Raw genomic sequence first — 18643 nt, forward strand, 5'->3', positions numbered from 1 at the left:
CCGCCTCCGTGCCGTCCGCGCCGGACTCCGCACCGTCAGGCGTGTGTCGCCGCGCGGTCGGTGACCGCCGGTGCTCGCCGTCTGCCCGCGAGGCTGCCCAGCGCGCCGAGCAGGAAGGCGACCGGCATCGAGACCAGGACGACCGTCTGGAGCGGGAACCAGTCGAGGTGCCACTGGGGGAGCAATGCGATGGGTGTGCCCGAGAAGATCGGGCTCGACATCTGCAGTCCGACGGCGCAGAACAAGCCCCCGTACAGCGTCCACAGCAGGCCGCCCCGGGTGTAGCCGCTCCAGAAGAGCGAGTACACCAGGGTGGGCAGCAGGCAGGAGGCCGCCACCGCCAGGGCCAGCGCGGACAGGAACCCCATGTTCCATCCCTGGACCGAGACCGCCAGCCCGATGCTCAGTACGCCGACTCCGGCGGACGCCATGCGGGCGGCCGCCACCTCGCGGCCCTCGGTGGTGCGTCCTCGGCGCAGCACATGCGTCACGAGGTCGTGGGCGACCGCCCCCGCGGCGGCGAGGGTGACGCTCGCGACGACCGCCAGCGTGGTGAGGAAGACGGCGGAGGCGACGAGGACCGCGAGCCAGGCGTCACCCGCGGAGGAGCCACCGGCGAGTTCGCCGGTGAGCATCAGCAGACTGCTGGTGGCGCCCGGGTCCGCGGCGAGGATCTTGGGAACTCCGACCAGTGCGCCGGCCCCGAGGCCCAGTACGGCGGTGGCGAGGCAGAACGCACCGACGATTCCGATGGTGTGACGTACCGTACGGCGTGCCGTGGCCGCGTCGCGGGCGGTGTTGAGCTGCGTGGCGACGTGGGGCAGACACGCCACACCCAGCACGATGGTGATCATCAGGCCGATGTGGTCGAGTGTGTCCTCGACCGTGCCGCCGTCGGCGAAGCGCAGCCCCGGCCGCATGTGGACGGCGGGGCGGCCACTGCCCTGCCCGGCCGCGTGGAGGAGGGAGTCGGCGCTCCAGTCGAAACGGTGCAGCACCACTGCCGCCACGGCCAGGGCCATGCCGAGCAGCACCACGGTCTTGACTATCTGCACGGTGATCATGCCGCGCATTCCGCCGAACGCCGTCGCGCAGACGACCAGGAGACCGATCATCACCGTGGCGGTCTGCTCCGGGCCCGGTCCGGAGAGTCCCAGCAGCATCGCCGTGGTCACCCCCGCACCGGAGAGCTGCACCACCAGGTACGGGACGCAGGCGCTCAGCACCACGGCGGCGACCGCGATCCTCACCGCGGGCCCGGGAGCGCGGAGGGCGAACAGGTCGCCGAAGGTGTAGCAGCCGCGTTCGCGCAGGGGGCGGGCGAGCAGGAGCAGCACACCGAGCGACAGCACCGTGCACAGGGCGGTGAACAGGCCGTCGTATCCGAAGACCGCCACGCTGCCCGTCGTCCCGAGCACCGTGGCCGCCGACAGGTAGACGCCGGACAGCACGAGGGCGCCGCGCAGCGGTGAGAGCGTGCGACCCGCTGTGTAGAAGTCGTTGACGCGGTCCCGCGAGGGGCCGCTGAGCACACAGATGAACAGGATGGGCACGATGAACGCGAGGAAGCCGACGAGCACCATGCCCCGCGTGTCCGAGTCCAGAACCCGGGCACCGGGTGACGCGAGGACCGCGAGGCCGGCAGTCGTCATCACCGCTCCTCGTCGGCGTGGCGGTCGTACCGCGCGGCGGTCCACAGCAGCAGGCAGCCCTGGGCGAGGATCACCAGCATGCCGATGTTCACCTCTCCCCAGATACGGGTGGCCAGGAAGCCGGCGGCGGACAGGGCGAGCAGCAGATGCACGCACAGGGTCACTCCGTTGACCACCGCGAAGGACACGCCGGGGCGGTGCCGCTGTGGCCGGTGACGAAGCCGGGGGGCGTACTGCTGGGCCATGAGGGTCTCCTGGCGTGCGGGAACTGCGGGCGAGCGAGCCCGATGCGCGCTCACTCGAGCACGTACGCCCCGGCTCGTCGATGCTCCGCGCCCGCGCCGTTGTCCGCTCCCAAGGCGGCTACGGCGTCGCTGTGCCGCTGCCCACCCGGCCGCGCTCCTCCCCGGGCGGGCGCCGTCCGGCCGCGGACGACGGGGGCGGGTCCCCGGCGCCCGTGAGAGCGGCTGCCGGCCCGAGCAGGCGCAGGGCGTCGAGGGCGAGGGTCAGCTGCACCAGGTCGCGGGGGCGGGACAGGGCGAGCCCCGTGATCTGTTCGAAGCGACGGAGCCGGTTGAGCACGGTGTTGCGGTGGCAGAGCATGTGCCGGGCGGTCTGGACGGCGGAGCCGCCCTTGTCGATCCAGATGCCCAGCGTGTCGAAGAGGATCTCGCGGTCCGCCGGTTCCAGGTCGTACATCGGCTGGAGCACCTGGCTGGTCAGCGCGGTGGACAGGTCGGGCCGCGAGAGCAGGAGACCGTCGGGCAGCCGGGAGTCGAGACGCGCGATCTCGCCGTCGGCGCGGCACGTGCGCAGCGCCAGTACGGCCATGTCACGCGCCCGGGGGAGCCCGTGCAGGCCCTGCACCACCGGGCTGACGCCGATACGCAGTCCACTGCCCGCGGCCAGGCCGGCAACCAGCGCGTCCAGGGGGCGGTCGCCCAGGTGGGCGACGAGCACGGCGCGCTGTCCGGACGCCTGGCGCAGTATCCGGATGCCGCGCACCTCGGGTACGGCCTCCGGCACGCGGCCGTACGGAGGGGTCGCCCCCACCACCGCGACGGCGAACCGTCCGTCGAGCGGCAGATCGAGGATCGTCGCCGCGTCCCGGGTGAACTCGGGCTCGTCGCGGCTCTCCAGCAGCGCCGCGAGGATCAGGCGGACGCGCTCGCCGTGCCGGCTGGCGACGCCCTGGGCGACCTGCCGGTAGGCGTCGGCGACCAGGACCGCGTCCCGGTCGTTGTGCTTCCACACCAGCTCCGCCACGTGCACCAGCTGACGCGTGTCGCCGAGCCCCTCCCTCTCCACCACGCGGATGATGCCGCCCCACACGCCCGCGCCGGCCACCCGGTAGGCATGCATCACCTCGTCGAGGGGGCGGCCCTCCTCCGCTCGCCGGATGCCCAGCTCCCTGGTGTACCGCTCGACGTCCACGAAGCGGTCCGGATCGCGGCCGGACTCCAGACCGTGGCGGACACCGGTACTCACCGAGCGCGGCAGGTCCGGCGGAGCGAGCACCGGGTCGCTGTAGTAGGGCACTTCGGCACGGATCTTTCCCACCACCGCGTCGGTGAATTCCGAGCCGCGCCCCAGAAGGCGCCGGCAGGCGCGGTCCAGCAGCTGGACGGCGGAGGCTTCCGCAGAGCCGTCGGACCGCGGACCGCCCGCGCCCTCGTGGTCGCGCGTCTTCTCCCGGCGCGGGTCGGAGCGGAGCGTGCCGGTCGGCGCGGGGAAGCGTTCGTTCGCGCGGCCGGTGCCGGCGGCGGTGGGGCGAACGCCGCCGGGGACAGCATTGGCGTGCATGGACCCTCCAAACGGATGGGACGTGCGAGAACACCACGGCGGGTCGCCATGTCGTGCGCCGCGCGGTGCGCGGTGTGGTTCCCTCCCCGGGGCGGCCGCCACAGCGGGGTGGGCGGCGGCAGCCTCCGGGAAGCCACCATGCTAAGCAGTCGGTTACCTCAGGGCGAGGTCGCTGCCGAACCGTGATGATTCCGCCACATCCGGCGGCGACGCCGGTACGGTCACCCGGTGCCCGGCACGCGGCTCGTCCCCGGCGGCGGAAGGCGTACGCGTCGACCCCGGCCGTACGGCCGTCCGGGCGGCGGCGTCACAGGCCGGCCCGACTGCGGTATGACTGCGCCGTCGCGTGTGCGCGTACCCGCCGAAGGGTTTCGACGGCCTCCGGGGGGAGCTGAGCGGGCTTTCTGCCGTGCGCACTCCGCGACGCTCGCGCGCGCTCATCCGGCCCCGGGCACACTGGCAACGACGCGCAGAAGTAGCCGCGTCGAGGCGCTGACGGGAGGGCATGGGGGAGCGGAGGCGGAACAACGCCCACCCCGGACGAGCGTCACCGGACCCCGCGATCACCGGCGTGCGACTCCCGCCGAACGGCCGCCACCGGTCCCTGCCCCCGGCCCCTCAGCCGGTGAAGGAGACCCGCGCGAGGCGGACCGGACCGTGCAGGCGGATGTGCAGATCGTGCACGCCGGACAGCGGGAAACCGGCGCTCATGGTGACGTAGTCGTACCGTCCGCCGGTGGCGGGGGTGTACGTCGCGAGGGGCGTGCCGTCGGCCAGGCGCAGCTCGACCGAGGCCGGACCGGCGGCCGAGACCTCGACCGACGCGGCCGTGACGCCGTCGCCGAAGTCGCAGCGGTGGAAGACGAGTTCACCGGCGCCGTCGCCGGCGGGGGTCACGGCGTCGCCGGACGTCCTGGCGCGGTCCACGATCGACGTGCCGCGCTGTTCGTCGTAGTCGGCGGCTTCGAGGCCGCGCTCCAGCACGGCGCGCGGGGCGATCTCCTCACCGTCGATCTCCACAGCGGCCGTGCGGCGGATGTCCGTGCTGGAGGCGCCCGCCATGAAGAGGTAGGGCCCACCCTCCACCGTCCAGCGCCCGTGGGCCACGTCCCAGAAGCCGATGCCGGCCAGCGGCACCTCGAAGACCAGGCGCTGTCCCGCGCCCGGGGGGAGGCGCACCCTGCGGTGGGCGAGGAGCTGCCGCAGCGGGCGGACCACGGACGGACTCCCGGCGCGCCCGTAGAGCTGGGCGACCTCGTCGGCGGCGGCCGCCCCGGTGTTGGTGAGGGAGAACGACACCCGGACCGTGTCGCCGACGCGTTCGGCGGACAGGTCGCCGTAGGCGAAGGACGCGTAGGACAGGCCGTGCCCGAAGGCGTACAGCGGTGTGCCGTCGTAGTACAGGTAGGTCTGGCGGCTGCCGATGACGTCGTAGTCCAGCAGGGCGGGCAGGTCGGAGTCGGCCGCGTACCAGGTCTGCGGAAGCCGGCCGCCCGGCGAGACGTCGCCGGCCAGGACCCGGGCCAGCGCGGTCCCGGCCGCCTGGCCTCCGTGCGCGGTCCACACCAGGGCGGGCAGAGCGGCGTCCGCGTCGGCCACGGCGTACGGATACGAGGAGGTGAGGACGAGCGCCGTACGGGGGTTCGCGGCCCGGGCCGCCCGCCAGAGCCGGTTCTGATGCTCCGGAAGGCCGAGTGTGGCGCGGTCCTCGGTCTCACGTCCGTTGATGTGCGGGTCGTTCCCGGCCACGACGACGACGACGTCGGCGTCCGCTGCGGCCGCCGCCACCGCGTCCTCGCCGCGCTCGACGACCACCGTCTCGAAAAGGTCTCCGTCGTCGGCAACCTTCAGGCCGTCGGCGGTGACAGAGACATACCGGCCCGTCCCCACATGCGCCAGGAGGTGCCCCTCCCCGTGTTGCTCCAGCCGGAAGGTCTCCTGCACGACCCAGCCGCCGGGCTGGTCGGCGGAAGCGCGCACCCAGCCGTCCTCCGCGACCGACAGATGGCTTCCGTCGGGCGCGCGGAGGGTCAGCAGGCCGGCTCCCCAGTCGGCCATGGCGAACTCCGTCGGCTCCTCCCCGCAGGTCAGCGGCGGCAGGTCGGTACGTCCGGCGAGCAGCGCCGGGTCGAGCGCGCCCTCGGCGCCCCGGGCCCCGGCGGCGGTGGACGGCGGGGGCACCCGCACCCAGCCGGCCGCCGTCCGCAGCCGTATCCGGTCGACGCCCTCGGCGAAGGAGACGTTCTCCGCGCCGAAGCGTGCGCGCAACCCGTCGAGCGGGGTCGCGCGTCGCAGCAGCGTTCCGCTGTACCAGTCGAGTTTGCACTCGTCGGCGAGGAGTCCGACGACGGCGATCCGCTCTCCTCCGGCCAGGGGCAGCAGACCGTCGTTCTTGAGCAGCACGACGGCCTGCTCGGCCGCCTCCCGCGCGAGCGCGCGGTGCGCCGGGGTGTCGAACGTCCTGACGCCGGCGTACGGGTCGGGGTCCGGATCGAACTCTCCCAGGGCGAAACGCATGGCGAGCAACCGGCGCACGGCGGCGTCGACGTCCTCCTCGCCGATCAGCTTCCGGTCCAGCGCCCCGCGTACCCGGCCGATGACGACCGAGGAGTCCTGACCGTGGTCGGTGAAGCTGTCCACCCCGGCGCGCAGGGCGGCGGCCGTCGCCTCCTCGTGGGTGTCGTAGTAGTGCTCCGCATCGACCAGGTTCGAGGGTGCGCCGGCGTCCGAGCAGACCACCAGGGACCGGTCGGTCCACCGGCGCAGCTGCTCGCGCAGCAGGGGCGAGAGGTGGTTGGGCCGGCCGTTGACCAGGTTGTAGGCGGGCATCACTCCGGCGACGGCGCCGGCCTCGACGGCGGTGCGGAAGGCGCGCAGATCGTACTCGTGGAGCACCCGCGGGCGGACCGAGGAGGAGGAAGTGGCCCGGTCGGTCTCGTGGTTGTGCGCCAGCCAGTGCTTCAGCACGGGTGCGGTACGCCAGTGGACGGGATGGTCCCCGCGCAGGCCGCCGGTGTAGGCGACGGCCATGGCGGACGTCAGGTGCGGGTCCTCGGAGTATCCCTCTTCGTTGCGGCCCCACAGCGGGTGCCGCAGCAGATTGACGGTGGGCGCCCAGACGTTCAGACCCACCCGTGGGTCGCCGGCCCGCATCGCGCGCGTCTCGGCGGCCACGGCCTCGCCCACCCGGCGTACGAGGTCGTCGTTCCACGTGGCGCCCAGGCCCACGGCCTGGGGGAAGACGGTGGCCGGGCCCATCCAGGCGACGCCGTGCAGCGCCTCCTGGCCGGTGCGGAAGGCGCCGACGCCGAGCCGGTCGACGGCCGGCGTGAACTGGTGCAGCATCGCGATGCGCTCGTCGGGGGTGAGCCGCGCGAGCAGGTCGTCCACACGGTCGTCGACGGGGAGCGCGGCATCGCGGAACGGCGGCTGGGCGTCGGTCACGTGGGTCCCCTAGACGATCGATATGGCCGGACACCGGATTCGAAGCGCTTCGATGCTGAGGCCGGTCGTGCGGAGGTGTCAAGAGGAGCAGGTCAGCAACGGCCGCCTCTCCACGGGCCGGACGCTTGCCTGGAAGCCCCAACTGGCGCAGTCTTGCGAGGATTTTCGCGACGACCCTTGAACCGACTGGCGTCCTCACTTAACCTCACTGCAACATCGAAGCGCTTCGACGAAACTACACGGGACGAGAACCTGTGCCGGACGGGAAACCTGCGCGAAGCCCGTCGTTCGCTTTCCTGCAGCGCATCCCCGCACGCCGACACGTATCCCCGCACGCCGACACGCATCCCCGCACGCCGACACCCCTGCGCGAACGCCGACCCCGAACGCCCACCGGCTGTCCGCACGAGGAAAGGGTTGACCCGATGCCCAGGACCACAGCTCCCAGCCGGAGATCGTTCCTCACGTCCACCGCGGTGGCCGCGGTGGCCGTCACCGGCGGGGTTCCCCTGCTCGGCGCGTGCAGCGGCACGTCCGGTGGCGGCGACACCGAGGGCGCCACGACCGGGAAGAAGCTCCGCGGCGTGCTCCCGGCCTTCGCGGGCTCGGAGGTCGTGGAGCCGGACGTGCCGAGCAGGAACGGTTCGGCGCTGGGCTTCACCACCGCCCTGCCGGCCTCGCAACTGGCCGTGTCCGTACCCAAGAAGCTCGGCAGGGGCGGCACCGTCACGGTCATGGCGCCGCTGTGGGGCACCCCGCCCAAGTCCGGCAACCCGTACTACCGGGCGATGGACGAGGCCATCGGCGTCCAGGTGAACTGGCAGAACCAGGACGGCAACACCTACGGGCAGAAGCTCGGCGCGGTCCTCGCCTCCAGCTCCATACCCGACGTCGTCGTGGTCCCCGCCTGGGAACTCGGCGGCAAGATACCGAGCGCCGTCAACAACAAGTTCGCCGACCTCGGCCCGTACCTGTCGGGCGACAAGGTCAAGGAGTACCCGAACCTCGCCGCCGTACCGACCGGCGCCTGGCAGCGGGCGGTGTTCGGCGGCAAACTGCGCGGCCTCCCCATGCCGGCGAGCGACATCCCCAACATCGCACCGTTCTACCGCTCCGACCTCTTCGAGGAGAAGGGGTACGACGCGCCCACCTCCACCCAGGAGTTCTTCGGCCTGGCCAAGGAGATAACGTCGGCCAGGAACAAGGTCTGGGGCTGCGGCGACATGACCTGGGCCGCGTACAAGTTCTTCGGCGTGCTCGACGAGAAGCCCACCTGCTGGAAACTCGTCGGCGACAAGCTCGTGCACCGCATCGAGACCGACGAGTACCTCGAAGCCCTCGCGTGGTCCCGTTCCCTGTACTCCGCCGGTCTCGTACACCCCGACGCGAAGGCCGAGACGGGCGACATCGGCAACCTCTTCGCCTCGGGCCGTGTGTGGATGTACAACGCGGACATCTCCGACTGGTACGGCAAGACGGTCGTGCAGCGCGGCGACAACCCGGAGTTCACCATGGCGGCGATGGACTACTTCCACCACGACGGCGGTGATCCGAAGCTCTACGCCGGCTCGCCCTCCAACATCTGGGCCTTCGTCAACAAGCACGCCGACGAGAAGACCGTCCGCGACGTCCTCGCCATCGCGAACTACACCGCGGCCCCGTACGGAACCAAGGAGCAGCGGCTCAAGGCCTACGGCGTCGAGGGCGTCCACCACACCGTCAAGGGCAAGGAGATCACCAAGACCGAGACCGGCAACAACCAGGTCTTCGCCACCTACGAGTACATCGCCGGCCCCCAGCAGTTCTTCGCTTACCCCAACCACCCCGACGTCGCCGAGGGAATGGTGCGCTGGCAGCAGCGGATGGGCGCGTTCGTCACCAAGCCGCTGTTCCACGGCGCGCAGGTCCAGGAGCCCAGGCGATGGGCCGAACTCAGCAGCCAGTTCGAGGACCTGGAGAAGGACATCGTGCGCGGCCGCAAGAAGGTGGGCGACATGCAGCAGGCCGTGTCGGACTGGCGCTCCCGCGGTGGCGACCGGCTGCGCGGCTGGTACCGCGAGCTGCTCGACGAGGTCGGCCAGGCGTCCTGAGTCGCGAGGACACCGGTCGAGCCGGGAGCGAGGGGAGAGAGAACGTGTCGCACAGCAAGGTGGCGGACCCCGATCGCGCCGCCGCCGAGAGCACCACGGCCCCGTCCCGGCCCGCCGCGCACACGGACGCGGGACCGGCGCGCACACCGGCCGGCCGGTCTCGCCTGCACCTGGGGACCGGCTGGAGGGTTCGGCTGCGGCGCGACCGCACGCTGATCCTGATGACGCTGCCCGCCGTTCTCCTGGTGCTGGTCTTCCACTACGTACCGCTGCTCGGCAACGTGGTGGCGTTCCAGGACTACGACCCCTATCTCGGCGACAACGCCTGGCAGGCCGTCACGCACAGCCCCTGGGTGGGCGCCGAGCACTTCACCCGCATGGGGGAGGACCGGCTGTTCCGGCAGGCGCTGGGGAACACCCTGGTCATCTTCCTGGTCCAGCTCACCCTGTTCTTCCCCGTCCCGATCCTGCTGGCGCTGCTCGTCAACAGCTTCGTACGGCCCCGGGTCCGCGCTGTGGCGCAGGCGGTCCTGTACCTGCCGCACTTCTTCTCCTGGGTGCTGGTCGTCACCGTCTTCCAACAGATGTTCGGCGGCGCCGGACTGCTCGCCCAGACCCTGCGCGACCACGGGCACGAGGGCGTCGACCTGATGACCGACCCCGGCCTGTTCCCGTTCCTCCTCACCTTCGAGACGGTCTGGAAGGACGCGGGGTGGGGCGTCATCGTCTTCCTCGCCGCGCTGTCCGCGGTCAGCCCCGACCTGTACGAGGCGGCGGCGATGGACGGCGCCTCCCGATGGCGGCGGATGTGGCACGTGACGCTGCCCGCCCTGCGTCCGGTGGTGGCACTGCTGCTCGTCCTCCAGGTGGGCAACGCGCTGACGGTCGGCTTCGAACAGATCCTCCTCCAGCGCACCGCCGTGGGCCCGACGGCGGCCGAGGTGCTCGACACCTACGTCTGGAACGTCGGCATCCAGTACGGCGACTTCAGCTACGCGGCAGCCGTCGGGATCGTCAAGGGAGTCTTCGGCCTCTGCCTGGTGCTGGCGGCCAACAAGGTCGCCCACATGATGGGCGAGCAGGGGGTGTACAGGCGATGAGCACCGTGACGGGCGCGACACGCCGGGAGGGATCCCGCGGCCGGCTGCGGCCCGCGTGGGAGGAGGAGCCGAGCCGGGCGGGACTCGCGGCCAAGGGCACGGTCCTCGTGCTGGCCTGTACGGCGATCCTCTTCCCGCTCTGGATCGTCGTCGTCACCAGCCTCTCGTCGTCGAAGACCATCACGGAGGCCGGCGGACTCGTCGTCGTACCCCGCGACCTCACGTTCGTCGCCTACCAGGAACTGCTCGGCGGCGGCCAGGTCACCCGCGCGGCCATCGTGAGTCTGGGCGTCACGGCCGTCGGCACGCTCTTCAGCATGACCGTCTCCGTGCTGTGCGCGTACGGGCTCTCCCGCAGCGGATCCGTGCTGCACCGGCCGCTGCTCGTGGCCCTGCTCGCCACCCTGTTCTTCGGCGCCGGACTCATCCCCACCTACCTGCTGGTGCAGGGGCTGGGGCTGACCGACACGTACCTGGCCCTGATCCTCCCCAGCGCGGTGAACGTCTTCAACATCCTCGTCCTGCGCTCCTTCTTCATGTCGGTCGCACCCGAACTCACCGACAGCGCCCGCATCGACGGGGCGGGCGACTTCCGCATCCTGTGGCAGATCGTGATGCCGCTGTCCCGGGCGGTGCTGGCCGTGATCGCCCTGTTCTACGCCGTCGGCTACTGGAGCGCCTGGTTCAACGCGTCGATCTACCTCAGCGACCAGGACATGATGCCGCTGCAGAACGTGATGATGCAGCTGGTCCTCAAGCAGGAACGCCCCACCGGGCTCGCCCAGGCCATCAACGCCGGACAGCTCTCACCCCTGTCGATCCAGATGGCCGTCATGGTGCTCGCGCTGCTGCCCGTGGCCGTCCTGTCGCCGTTAGTCCAGCGGCACTTCAAGAAGGGCATGCTCACGGGCGCGGTCAAGGGCTGACACGGCGGTGCCGTCCCGCGCGAGGCGCGGGAGCCCAGGCCGTCGCGTCACCACGGAAGCCCCCGGCAACACCTCCCGTGCCACACCGCACGCGAGCCCGAACCACCACCGTGCCCGTTCGTACCCGACGGCGGGCGGGCACGGCGGTCACCCCTCGTCACCGCTGCTCCAGGACCCCCCACGAAGAGAAGGTCGCAGACATGGCCATGTCGTCACACCGCCCCGGCCGGCGCACCGTCCTCGCCGCCGGCGCCGCCGCCGTCCTCACCGCCGCGTCGCACCCCGCCCACGCGTCCCCGGCGGACCGCGCGGCGGGGGAGACCCCGGCGGGAGCCACGAGCCGGCCGCACCGCTGGCGCAACGTCGTCATCGGCGGCACCGGTTTCATCACCGGCGTCCTGTTCCACCCCGCTGTGCGCGGCCTGGCCTACGCGCGTACCGACATCGGCGGCGCCTACCGCTGGGACGACCGCACCCGCGCGTGGACGCCCCTCAACGACGGCCTGGGCTGGGACGACTACAACCTGCTCGGCGTCGAGGCCGTCGCCATCGACCCGCGCGAGCCCGACCGCCTCTACCTCGCCCTCGGCACGTACACCCAGAGCTGGGCGGGCAACGGAGCGGTGGTGCGGTCCGACGACCGCGGCGCCACCTGGGCGCGCACCGACCTGCCGGTCAAACTCGGCGCCAACGAGGACGGCCGGGGGGCGGGCGAGCGCCTGATCGTCGATCCGCGCGACAACTCCACCCTGTGGCTCGGCAGCCGCCACGACGGCCTGTGGAAGTCCACCGACCGCGGAGCCGCCTGGGCACGCGCCGGCTTCCCGGCCGAGCCCTCGCCGACCGGGCAGGGCGTCACGCTCCTCGTCGCCGCCGGCCGGACGCTGTACGCCGGATGGGCCGACGGGGGCCCCACGCTGTACCGCTCCGTCGACGGCGGGACCTGGGAACCGGTACCGGGGCAGCCGGAAGGCCGGGCGGCGCGGACACCGATCCGGGCGGCGTACGACCCCCACACGCGCGCCCTGTACGTCACCTTCGCGGACGGCCCGGGGCCCAACGGCCAGAGTGACGGCAGCGTGCACCGGTACGACACCACCACCGGCGCCTGGAGCGACGTCACGCCGGTCGCCCCCGGCGGCACGGCCTCCGACGGATCGCGCGACACCTTCGGCTACGGAGGCGTCGCCGTGGACGCCCGCCGCCCCGGCACCCTCGTGGTGACCACCAACAACCGCTGGGCCCAAGTCGACACCGTCTTCCGCTCCGCCGACGGCGGACGCACGTGGTCGTCGCTCAAGGACCGGGCCGTGCTGGACGTGTCGGAAACGCCCTACCTCCGCTGGGGCGAGCGGGAACCCAAGTTCGGCTGGTGGACGCAGACCGTCGCCATCGACCCCTTCGACTCCCGGCACGTCGTGTACGGCACCGGCGCCACCCTCTACGGCACCCGCGATCTGGTCCACTGGGCCCCCGAGATCCGCGGGCTCGAGGAGAGCGCCGTACGGCAACTGATCTCCCCGCCCACCGGCAGGGCCCACCTGATCAGCGGCCTGGGCGACATCGGGGTCATGTACCACGACTCGCTGACCGCCTCGCCGTCCCGGGGCATGGCGGACAACCCGGTCTTCGGTTCCGCCACCGGCCTGGCGATGGCGGCGCTGAAGCCCTCGTACGTCGTACGGGCCGGCTGGGCGCCGGACCACAACGGCGCCTGGTCCGCGGACGGCGGGCGGACCTGGCAGCCCTTCGCCGGCCAGCCGGACATCGCGGCCACGGCGCCGGGTCCCCTCGCGGTCAGTGCCGACGGCCGGGTCCTGCTGTGGTCGTTCGTGCACTGGGACGGCTCGGCGCACGCCACCCACCGCTCCACCGACAACGGCGCGACCTGGGCCGAGGCGCCCGGTTTCCCCCGGGGAGCCGCCCCGGTCGCCGACCCCGTGAACCCCCGGCACTTCTACGCCTACGACACCGGGGCGGGGACCATTCTGCGGTCGGTCGACGCCGGCCGGACGTTCACCCCCGGAGCCACCGGACTGCCCTCGGGCGACAGCCAGTTCCGCATCGCCGCCACCCCCGGGCACGAGGGCCACCTCTGGCTCTCCGCCAAGTGGAACGGCCTGTACCGCTCCACGGACGGCGGCCGCACCTTCACCAAAATCGCCAGCTGCTGGGCCTCGTACACCCTGGGGTTCGGCAGAGCCGCCGAGAGCGCCAGCTACCCGGCGCTCTTCCAGGTCGGCGCCACGGCCGAGAAGACGGCCGTGTTCCGCTCCGACGACGAGGCCGCCTCCTGGATCCGCGTCAACGACGACGACCACCAGTGGGGCTGGATCGGGGAGACGATCACCGGCGACCCCCGGGTCCACGGCCGCGTCTACCTCGGCACCAACGGCCGCGGCATCCAGTACGCCGACCCCGTCTGACCCCGGCGCGCCCGCATCCCTCCTGCGACGAAGCGAGTCATGCCATGCCCTCCCTGAACGACGCCACCGCGGGCCGCATCCTGTTCGGCGGCGACTACAACCCCGAGCAGTGGCCCGAAGACACCTGGCCCGACGACATGCGGCTGATGAAGGAGGCGGGGGTCAACTCGGTCACCGTCGGCGTGTTCTCCTGGGCACGCATCGAACCCCGCCCGGGAGCCCGCGACTTCGGCTGGCTGGACCGGCTGCTGGACCTGCTGCACCAGAACGGCATCGGAGTCGTCCTCGCCACCCCCACCGCCTCACCGCCGCCGTGGATGGGATCCCGGCATCCCGAGACCCTGCCGCGCGCGGAGGACGGATCGGTGATCTGGTACGGCTCGCGCCAGCACTTCTGCCCCAGCTCACCCGTCTACCGGGGTTGTGCGACAGCCCTCACCGAAGACCTCGCCGCGCGCTACGGCGACCACCCGGCGCTGCGGATGTGGCACGTCAACAACGAGTACTGCACGTTCTGCTGGTGCGACGAGACCGCCCGGCACTTCCGCCGCTGGCTGCGCGACCGCTACACGACGACCGACGCGCTCAACGAGGCGTGGGGCACCGCCTTCTGGAGCCAGCGCTACGACGACTGGGAGGAGATCATCCCGCCGCGCAAGGCCCAGTACCTGCGCAACCCCGCCTGCACCCTCGACTTCCGGCGCTTCACCTCCGACGCGCTCCTGGAGTGCTGCACCGCCGAGCGGGACATCGTCGCGGCGCACACTCCGCACATCCCGGTCACGAGCAACTTCATGCCGTTCTGGATCGGCCAGGACGCCTGGAAGTGGGCGGGGGAAGAGGACGTCGTCTCCGTCGACATCTACCCGGATCCCGCCGATCCGCTCGGGGGACAGTACGGCGCGATGATCCAGGACATGACCCGCTCCCAGGCGCGCGGGCCGTGGATGGTGATGGAGCAGGCGCCCGGCGCGGTCAACTTCCGCGGCGTCAATCACCCCAAGCCCCGTGGCCTCGGCCGGCTCTGGTCCCTCCAGGCCGTCGCCCGCGGCGCGGACGCGGTCTGCCACTTCCAGTGGCGGCAGTCCCGGCAGGGTGCCGAGAAGTTCCACTCGGCCATGGTGTCCCATGCCGGCGAACACGGGCGCACCTACCAGGAGATCAAGCGGATCGGTGCGGATCTGGCCCGGCTGGGGGAGCGGATCGCGGGCACCGGCGTCACCTCCGAGGTGGCGATCCTCCACGACTGGAACTCCTGGTGGGCGGACGAGCAGGAGGGCCGGCCGTCCACCGACCTGGACTACCCCACTGTCGTACGGGCCTGGCACCGCGCCCTGTGGGACGCGGGCCGGACCGCCGACTTCGCCCACCCCGAACACGACCTGAGCGCCTACCGGCTGGTCGTCGTCCCGCACTTGTACCTGCTGACCGACACGGCGGTCGACAACCTCGTCGCCCATGTACGGGGCGGCGGCACGCTGGTCTCCGGCTTCCTGACCGGGGTCGCGGACGGGGACGACCGCATCCGCCCGGGCGGCATGGACGCACGCCTGCGCGAGCTGTTCGGCATCGCCACGGTCCACGAGTGGTGGCCCGTGCAGGCCGGCGAGACGGTGCGATGCGACGGCTTCCGCGCATTCGACGGCACCGTATGGGCGGAGGAGCTGGAGGTCTCCACCGCCGGCACGGTCGCCGCGTACCGCAGCGGCGAACTCACCGGAATGCCCGCCGTCCTACGCAACGGCCGCGCCTGGTACGTCTCCACCCTTCCCGAACCGGAAGCACTGTGCGCGCTGCTGACCCGGGCGGCGGACGCCGCGGACGTGCGGCCCGTCCTCGCGGACCGGCCCGCCGGACTGGAGGCCGTACGCCGCGGTGACCTGCTCTTCCTGCTGAACCACGCGCCGGGGCCGGTCACGGTCACCGTGCCGGGCCACCACCTGGACCTCCTCTCCGGCCACCGGACCGACGGAACGGTCAGCCTCGAACGCCATGGTGCGGCCGTGCTGGCGGAAGGCCGGCCGTGAGACACGGGACGTGGGAGCCGGAACCCGCCGGCCGGTGGGAGGACGCCTTCCTCAGCGGCAACGGCCGGCACGGCGGCATGGTGTTCGGCGACCCGGCCGACGAGCGCGTCGTCGTCACCCACCACACGCTGGTCCGCCCCAACGGCAGCGAGCGTGCGGGCCCGCCCGCTCTCGCCGCCGAACTGCCCGCTCTCCAGGACGCGTTGCTGGCGGGTGACACCACCGCGGCGGAGCGCTTCGGCGCCGGGCACCCGCACGTGTGGGTGCAGCCGTTCCACCCCGCCTTCCAGATCCGCGTACGGCGCGCCGCACACCGGACGCGGGACTACCGCCGGCACGTGGACTTCACCACGGGCGTCGCGAGCGCCGTGGACGGCGACTGGCGCGGCGACCTCTTCGTCTCCCGTGCCGACGACGTGATCGTCCACCGGACGAGCACCCGGCCGGACGGCCTCAGCGCCGACCTGCGGCTCGACGAACGCCTGCCGGGACTGCCTGACGGGCTGCGATTCAGTCGCACGTCCACCTGTGAATGCGGCGAGCCCGGCCGAGCCACGGCCGTACTGAGCCTGCGCACCGACTACGCGGACGGACGGACCGCCTTCACGGGTACGACCGTGGTGGCCGTCACCGGCGGCCACACGGCGCCGACCGCCGCCGGGCTGCGGGTGACCGGCGCGTCGGCGGTGCTTCTCCTGACCCGGGTGGAGCGGCATCCCGCGCGCCTCGACCCCTCCGCCGACCAGGAAACCGCGCTGCGGGCACTGCTCGACACGGCCCCGGACGGCACCGGCCGCGCGCCCCGGACCGGCCAAGTGGCCACCGCCACCGCGCCGCCGGACACCGCCACCGCGGTCTACGGCCGGCTCCTCGCGCGTCATCTGCCCCGCCACCGTGACGCCTACCTCCGCGCCGAACTCACCCTGACGGCCGATGCCGCGGAAAGGGAGCTGCCGGGCAGCGCGCTGCTCCGCCTGCCCGGCAGCCCTGCCCTCGTCGAGCGGCTCTTCGCCGCCGGCCGCTACCACCTGCTGTCGTCCAGCGGCCTGATGCCGCCTCGCCTCACCGGCCTGTGGACGGGCGACTGGAACACCGCCTGGTCCGGGGCCTTCACCACCAACGCCAACCTCAACCTGCAGATCTCGTCGGCCGCCGCCGGGGCGCTGCCCGAGGTGTCGCAGGCCCACGCGCGGCTGGTCCACGGCCAGCTGGCCGACTGGCGCGACAACGCCCGGGCGATCTTCGGCGCGCGCGGGATCGTCGCCCCCGCGCACACCGACGGGGAGAGCGGCCACACCCGCCACTTCGAACGGGCCTACCCGCTGCACCTGTGGACCGCCGGCGCCGACTGGCTGCTCCACCCCCTGGTCGACGCGATCCTCTGCGGCGGCCGGCCCGACCCCCGCCTGGCACCCGCCCTCGTCGAAGCCGCACAGTTCTACGAGGACTTCCTCGTCCGGGCCGGGCCGGACGGCCGCCTCACCGTCGTCCCCTCGTACTCACCGGAGAACCGCCCCGCCAACGCCGGCTGGGGCACGATCGACGCCACCATGGACATCGCCGCGGCCCGGCACGCCCTCACCACCGCCGCCGCGTTCGCCCCCGGTCACCCGCGCGCCCCCCACTGGCGGGAACTCGCCGACCGGCTGCCGCCCTACCGCGTCAACGAGGACGGCGCCCTCGCCGAATGGGCCCGTCCCGGGTTGCGGGACACCTACGACCACCGGCACCTCAGCCACCTGTACCCGGTGTGGCCGCTGGACGACATCAACCCCTACGACACCCCCGAGCTCGCCGCGGCCGCGCACCGGGCCCTCGCCCTGCGCGGCGCCGAGAACGACTCGGCGCACGGCTACCTGCACACCGCCCTCGTCGCCGCCCGGCTGCGCGACCGGGGCCTCGCGGGGCGGGCACTCGGCCGGGTGCTGGACGGCGACTTCTTCCACGCCTCGCTGATGAGCGCCCACTACCCGGGCCGGAACGTCTACAACGCGGACGCCGCACACACGCTCCCCGCCGTACTCGTCGAGTGCCTCGTCCAGTCGACACCCGAGCGCCTGGTGCTGCTGCCGGCGGTACCGCCGGGGTGCGCGGCGGGATCCCTGCGCGGCGTCCGCACCCGGTTCGCTGCCCGGCTCGACCTGACCTGGTGCGACGCGTACGCCACCGCCGCACTGACGTCGCCGGCCGACCGGACGATCGAAGTGGTCACGGCGTCCGGCCGATTCCCCCTGACTCTCGTCGCCGACGAGACACACGTCCTCTCCGTCCCCGGGAAGACGTGACCCCCCACCCTGGAAGGAACTCCATGGAAGGCACAGCCCACACCGCACCGGCACCACGCCGGACGCACCGCCGCCCCGGCCTCGCCGCGCTCCTGGCCCCGCTCCTCGCGATGTTCGCCGTCGTCGGTCTCGCGTCCGCGCCCGCGCACGCGGCCGTCTGGTACTCCTCCGACCGCTGGGGCACCTGGAACAGCGGCGGCTACACCCTCTACAACAACATCTGGGGCTCCGGAGCCGGAGCCCAGACCATCTGGGCCGACTCGGCCACCGACTGGGGCGTGTGGGCCGACCACCCCGGCACCGGCGGGATCAAGTCCTACCCCAACGCGAAGAAGGTGGTGAACCGCAAGATCAGCGCGCTGTCGTCGCTCAGCTCGCACTACACCGTCTCCGTGCCGGCCTCGGGCGCGTACAACACCTCGTACGACATCTGGGACACCGCCTACGACCACGAGATCATGCTGTGGGTCAACCAGACCGGCCCGGTCGGGCCGATCGGCACGAGCCAGGGAAGGGTCACCCTCGGCGGGCACACGTGGGACGTCTACCGGGGCGACAACGGCTCCAACGCCGTGTACTCGTTCCTGCGCACCGGCGACTCCACCTCCGGCACGGTGAACATCAAGGCCGTCCTCGACTGGCTCAAGAACTCCAAGGGCTGGATCGGCGACGTGACCATCGGTGACGTCCAGTTCGGTTACGAGATCACCTCGTCGCCGGGCGGACTGGACTTCGTGACGCACGACTTCGGGGTCACCGCGAGGTGACACCGCGACCGCGGGGGGGGGGGGGGGGGGGGCGGGGGGGGAGGGGGGGGCTGTTGCACCACGCCGGCGGAAAATGGACAGCACAAAAAAAAAAGAAAGAGAAGGAGAACGAACGTACTTCCC

11 protein-coding genes are annotated in these 18643 nt (G+C 72.4%); 7 read left to right on the forward strand and 4 right to left on the reverse strand.

What is annotated here, in order from left to right:
• Positions 1-35: 35 nt before the first annotated feature.
• The 4 genes from AC07FK_RS12485 to AC07FK_RS12500 all read right to left on the reverse strand — a co-directional run bounded on the left by AC07FK_RS12485 (position 36) and on the right by AC07FK_RS12500 (position 6899).
• Positions 36-1652 carry a sodium/solute symporter gene (locus AC07FK_RS12485; protein WP_479104839.1) on the reverse strand — a complete coding sequence of 539 codons (1617 nt, stop codon included), beginning with the start codon at positions 1650-1652 and terminating at the stop codon, positions 36-38.
• Complete coding sequence (locus tag AC07FK_RS12490) at positions 1652-1897, reverse strand: DUF485 domain-containing protein (RefSeq protein WP_479104840.1); 246 nt, start codon at positions 1895-1897, stop codon at positions 1652-1654. The genes AC07FK_RS12485 and AC07FK_RS12490 overlap by 1 nt, the downstream gene beginning before the upstream one ends.
• A 118-nt stretch (positions 1898-2015) precedes the next feature.
• Positions 2016-3455 carry a PucR family transcriptional regulator gene (locus AC07FK_RS12495; protein WP_479104841.1) on the reverse strand — a complete coding sequence of 480 codons (1440 nt, stop codon included), beginning with the start codon at positions 3453-3455 and terminating at the stop codon, positions 2016-2018.
• Between the two features lie 618 nt (positions 3456-4073).
• A complete protein-coding gene (locus AC07FK_RS12500) occupies positions 4074-6899 on the reverse strand; it encodes a glycoside hydrolase family 3 C-terminal domain-containing protein (protein ID WP_479104842.1) in 2826 nt (941 codons plus the stop codon).
• Positions 6900-7324: 425 nt separating this feature from the next.
• On the opposite strand from AC07FK_RS12500, the gene AC07FK_RS12505 reads away from it, so the two are divergent.
• The 7 genes from AC07FK_RS12505 to AC07FK_RS12535 all read left to right on the forward strand — a co-directional run bounded on the left by AC07FK_RS12505 (position 7325) and on the right by AC07FK_RS12535 (position 18520).
• Positions 7325-8989 carry an extracellular solute-binding protein gene (locus AC07FK_RS12505; RefSeq protein ID WP_479104843.1) on the forward strand — a complete coding sequence of 555 codons (1665 nt, stop codon included), beginning with the start codon at positions 7325-7327 and terminating at the stop codon, positions 8987-8989.
• Positions 8990-9033: 44 nt separating this feature from the next.
• A complete protein-coding gene (locus AC07FK_RS12510; RefSeq protein ID WP_479104844.1) occupies positions 9034-10089 on the forward strand; it encodes an ABC transporter permease in 1056 nt (351 codons plus the stop codon).
• Complete coding sequence (locus AC07FK_RS12515; protein WP_479104845.1) at positions 10086-11015, forward strand: carbohydrate ABC transporter permease; 930 nt, start codon at positions 10086-10088, stop codon at positions 11013-11015. Before AC07FK_RS12510 ends, AC07FK_RS12515 begins: the two co-directional genes overlap by 4 nt.
• Before the next feature lie 206 nt (positions 11016-11221).
• Positions 11222-13441 (forward strand): WD40/YVTN/BNR-like repeat-containing protein, encoded by a 2220-nt coding sequence (locus tag AC07FK_RS12520; protein ID WP_479104971.1) that lies wholly within the window; start codon positions 11222-11224, stop codon positions 13439-13441.
• Between the two features lie 44 nt (positions 13442-13485).
• Positions 13486-15468, forward strand: a complete 1983-nt coding sequence (locus AC07FK_RS12525; RefSeq protein WP_479104846.1) for a beta-galactosidase — start codon at positions 13486-13488, stop codon at positions 15466-15468.
• A complete protein-coding gene (locus AC07FK_RS12530; RefSeq protein ID WP_479104847.1) occupies positions 15465-17753 on the forward strand; it encodes a glycosyl hydrolase family 95 catalytic domain-containing protein in 2289 nt (762 codons plus the stop codon). The genes AC07FK_RS12525 and AC07FK_RS12530 overlap by 4 nt, the downstream gene beginning before the upstream one ends.
• Before the next feature lie 23 nt (positions 17754-17776).
• Entirely contained in the window at positions 17777-18520 is a 744-nt protein-coding gene (locus AC07FK_RS12535; protein WP_479104848.1) for a glycoside hydrolase family 12 protein, read from the forward strand.
• The last annotated feature ends 123 nt before the right edge of the window (positions 18521-18643 follow it).

The organism is Streptomyces sp. NPDC046122 (genome assembly GCF_056429965.1).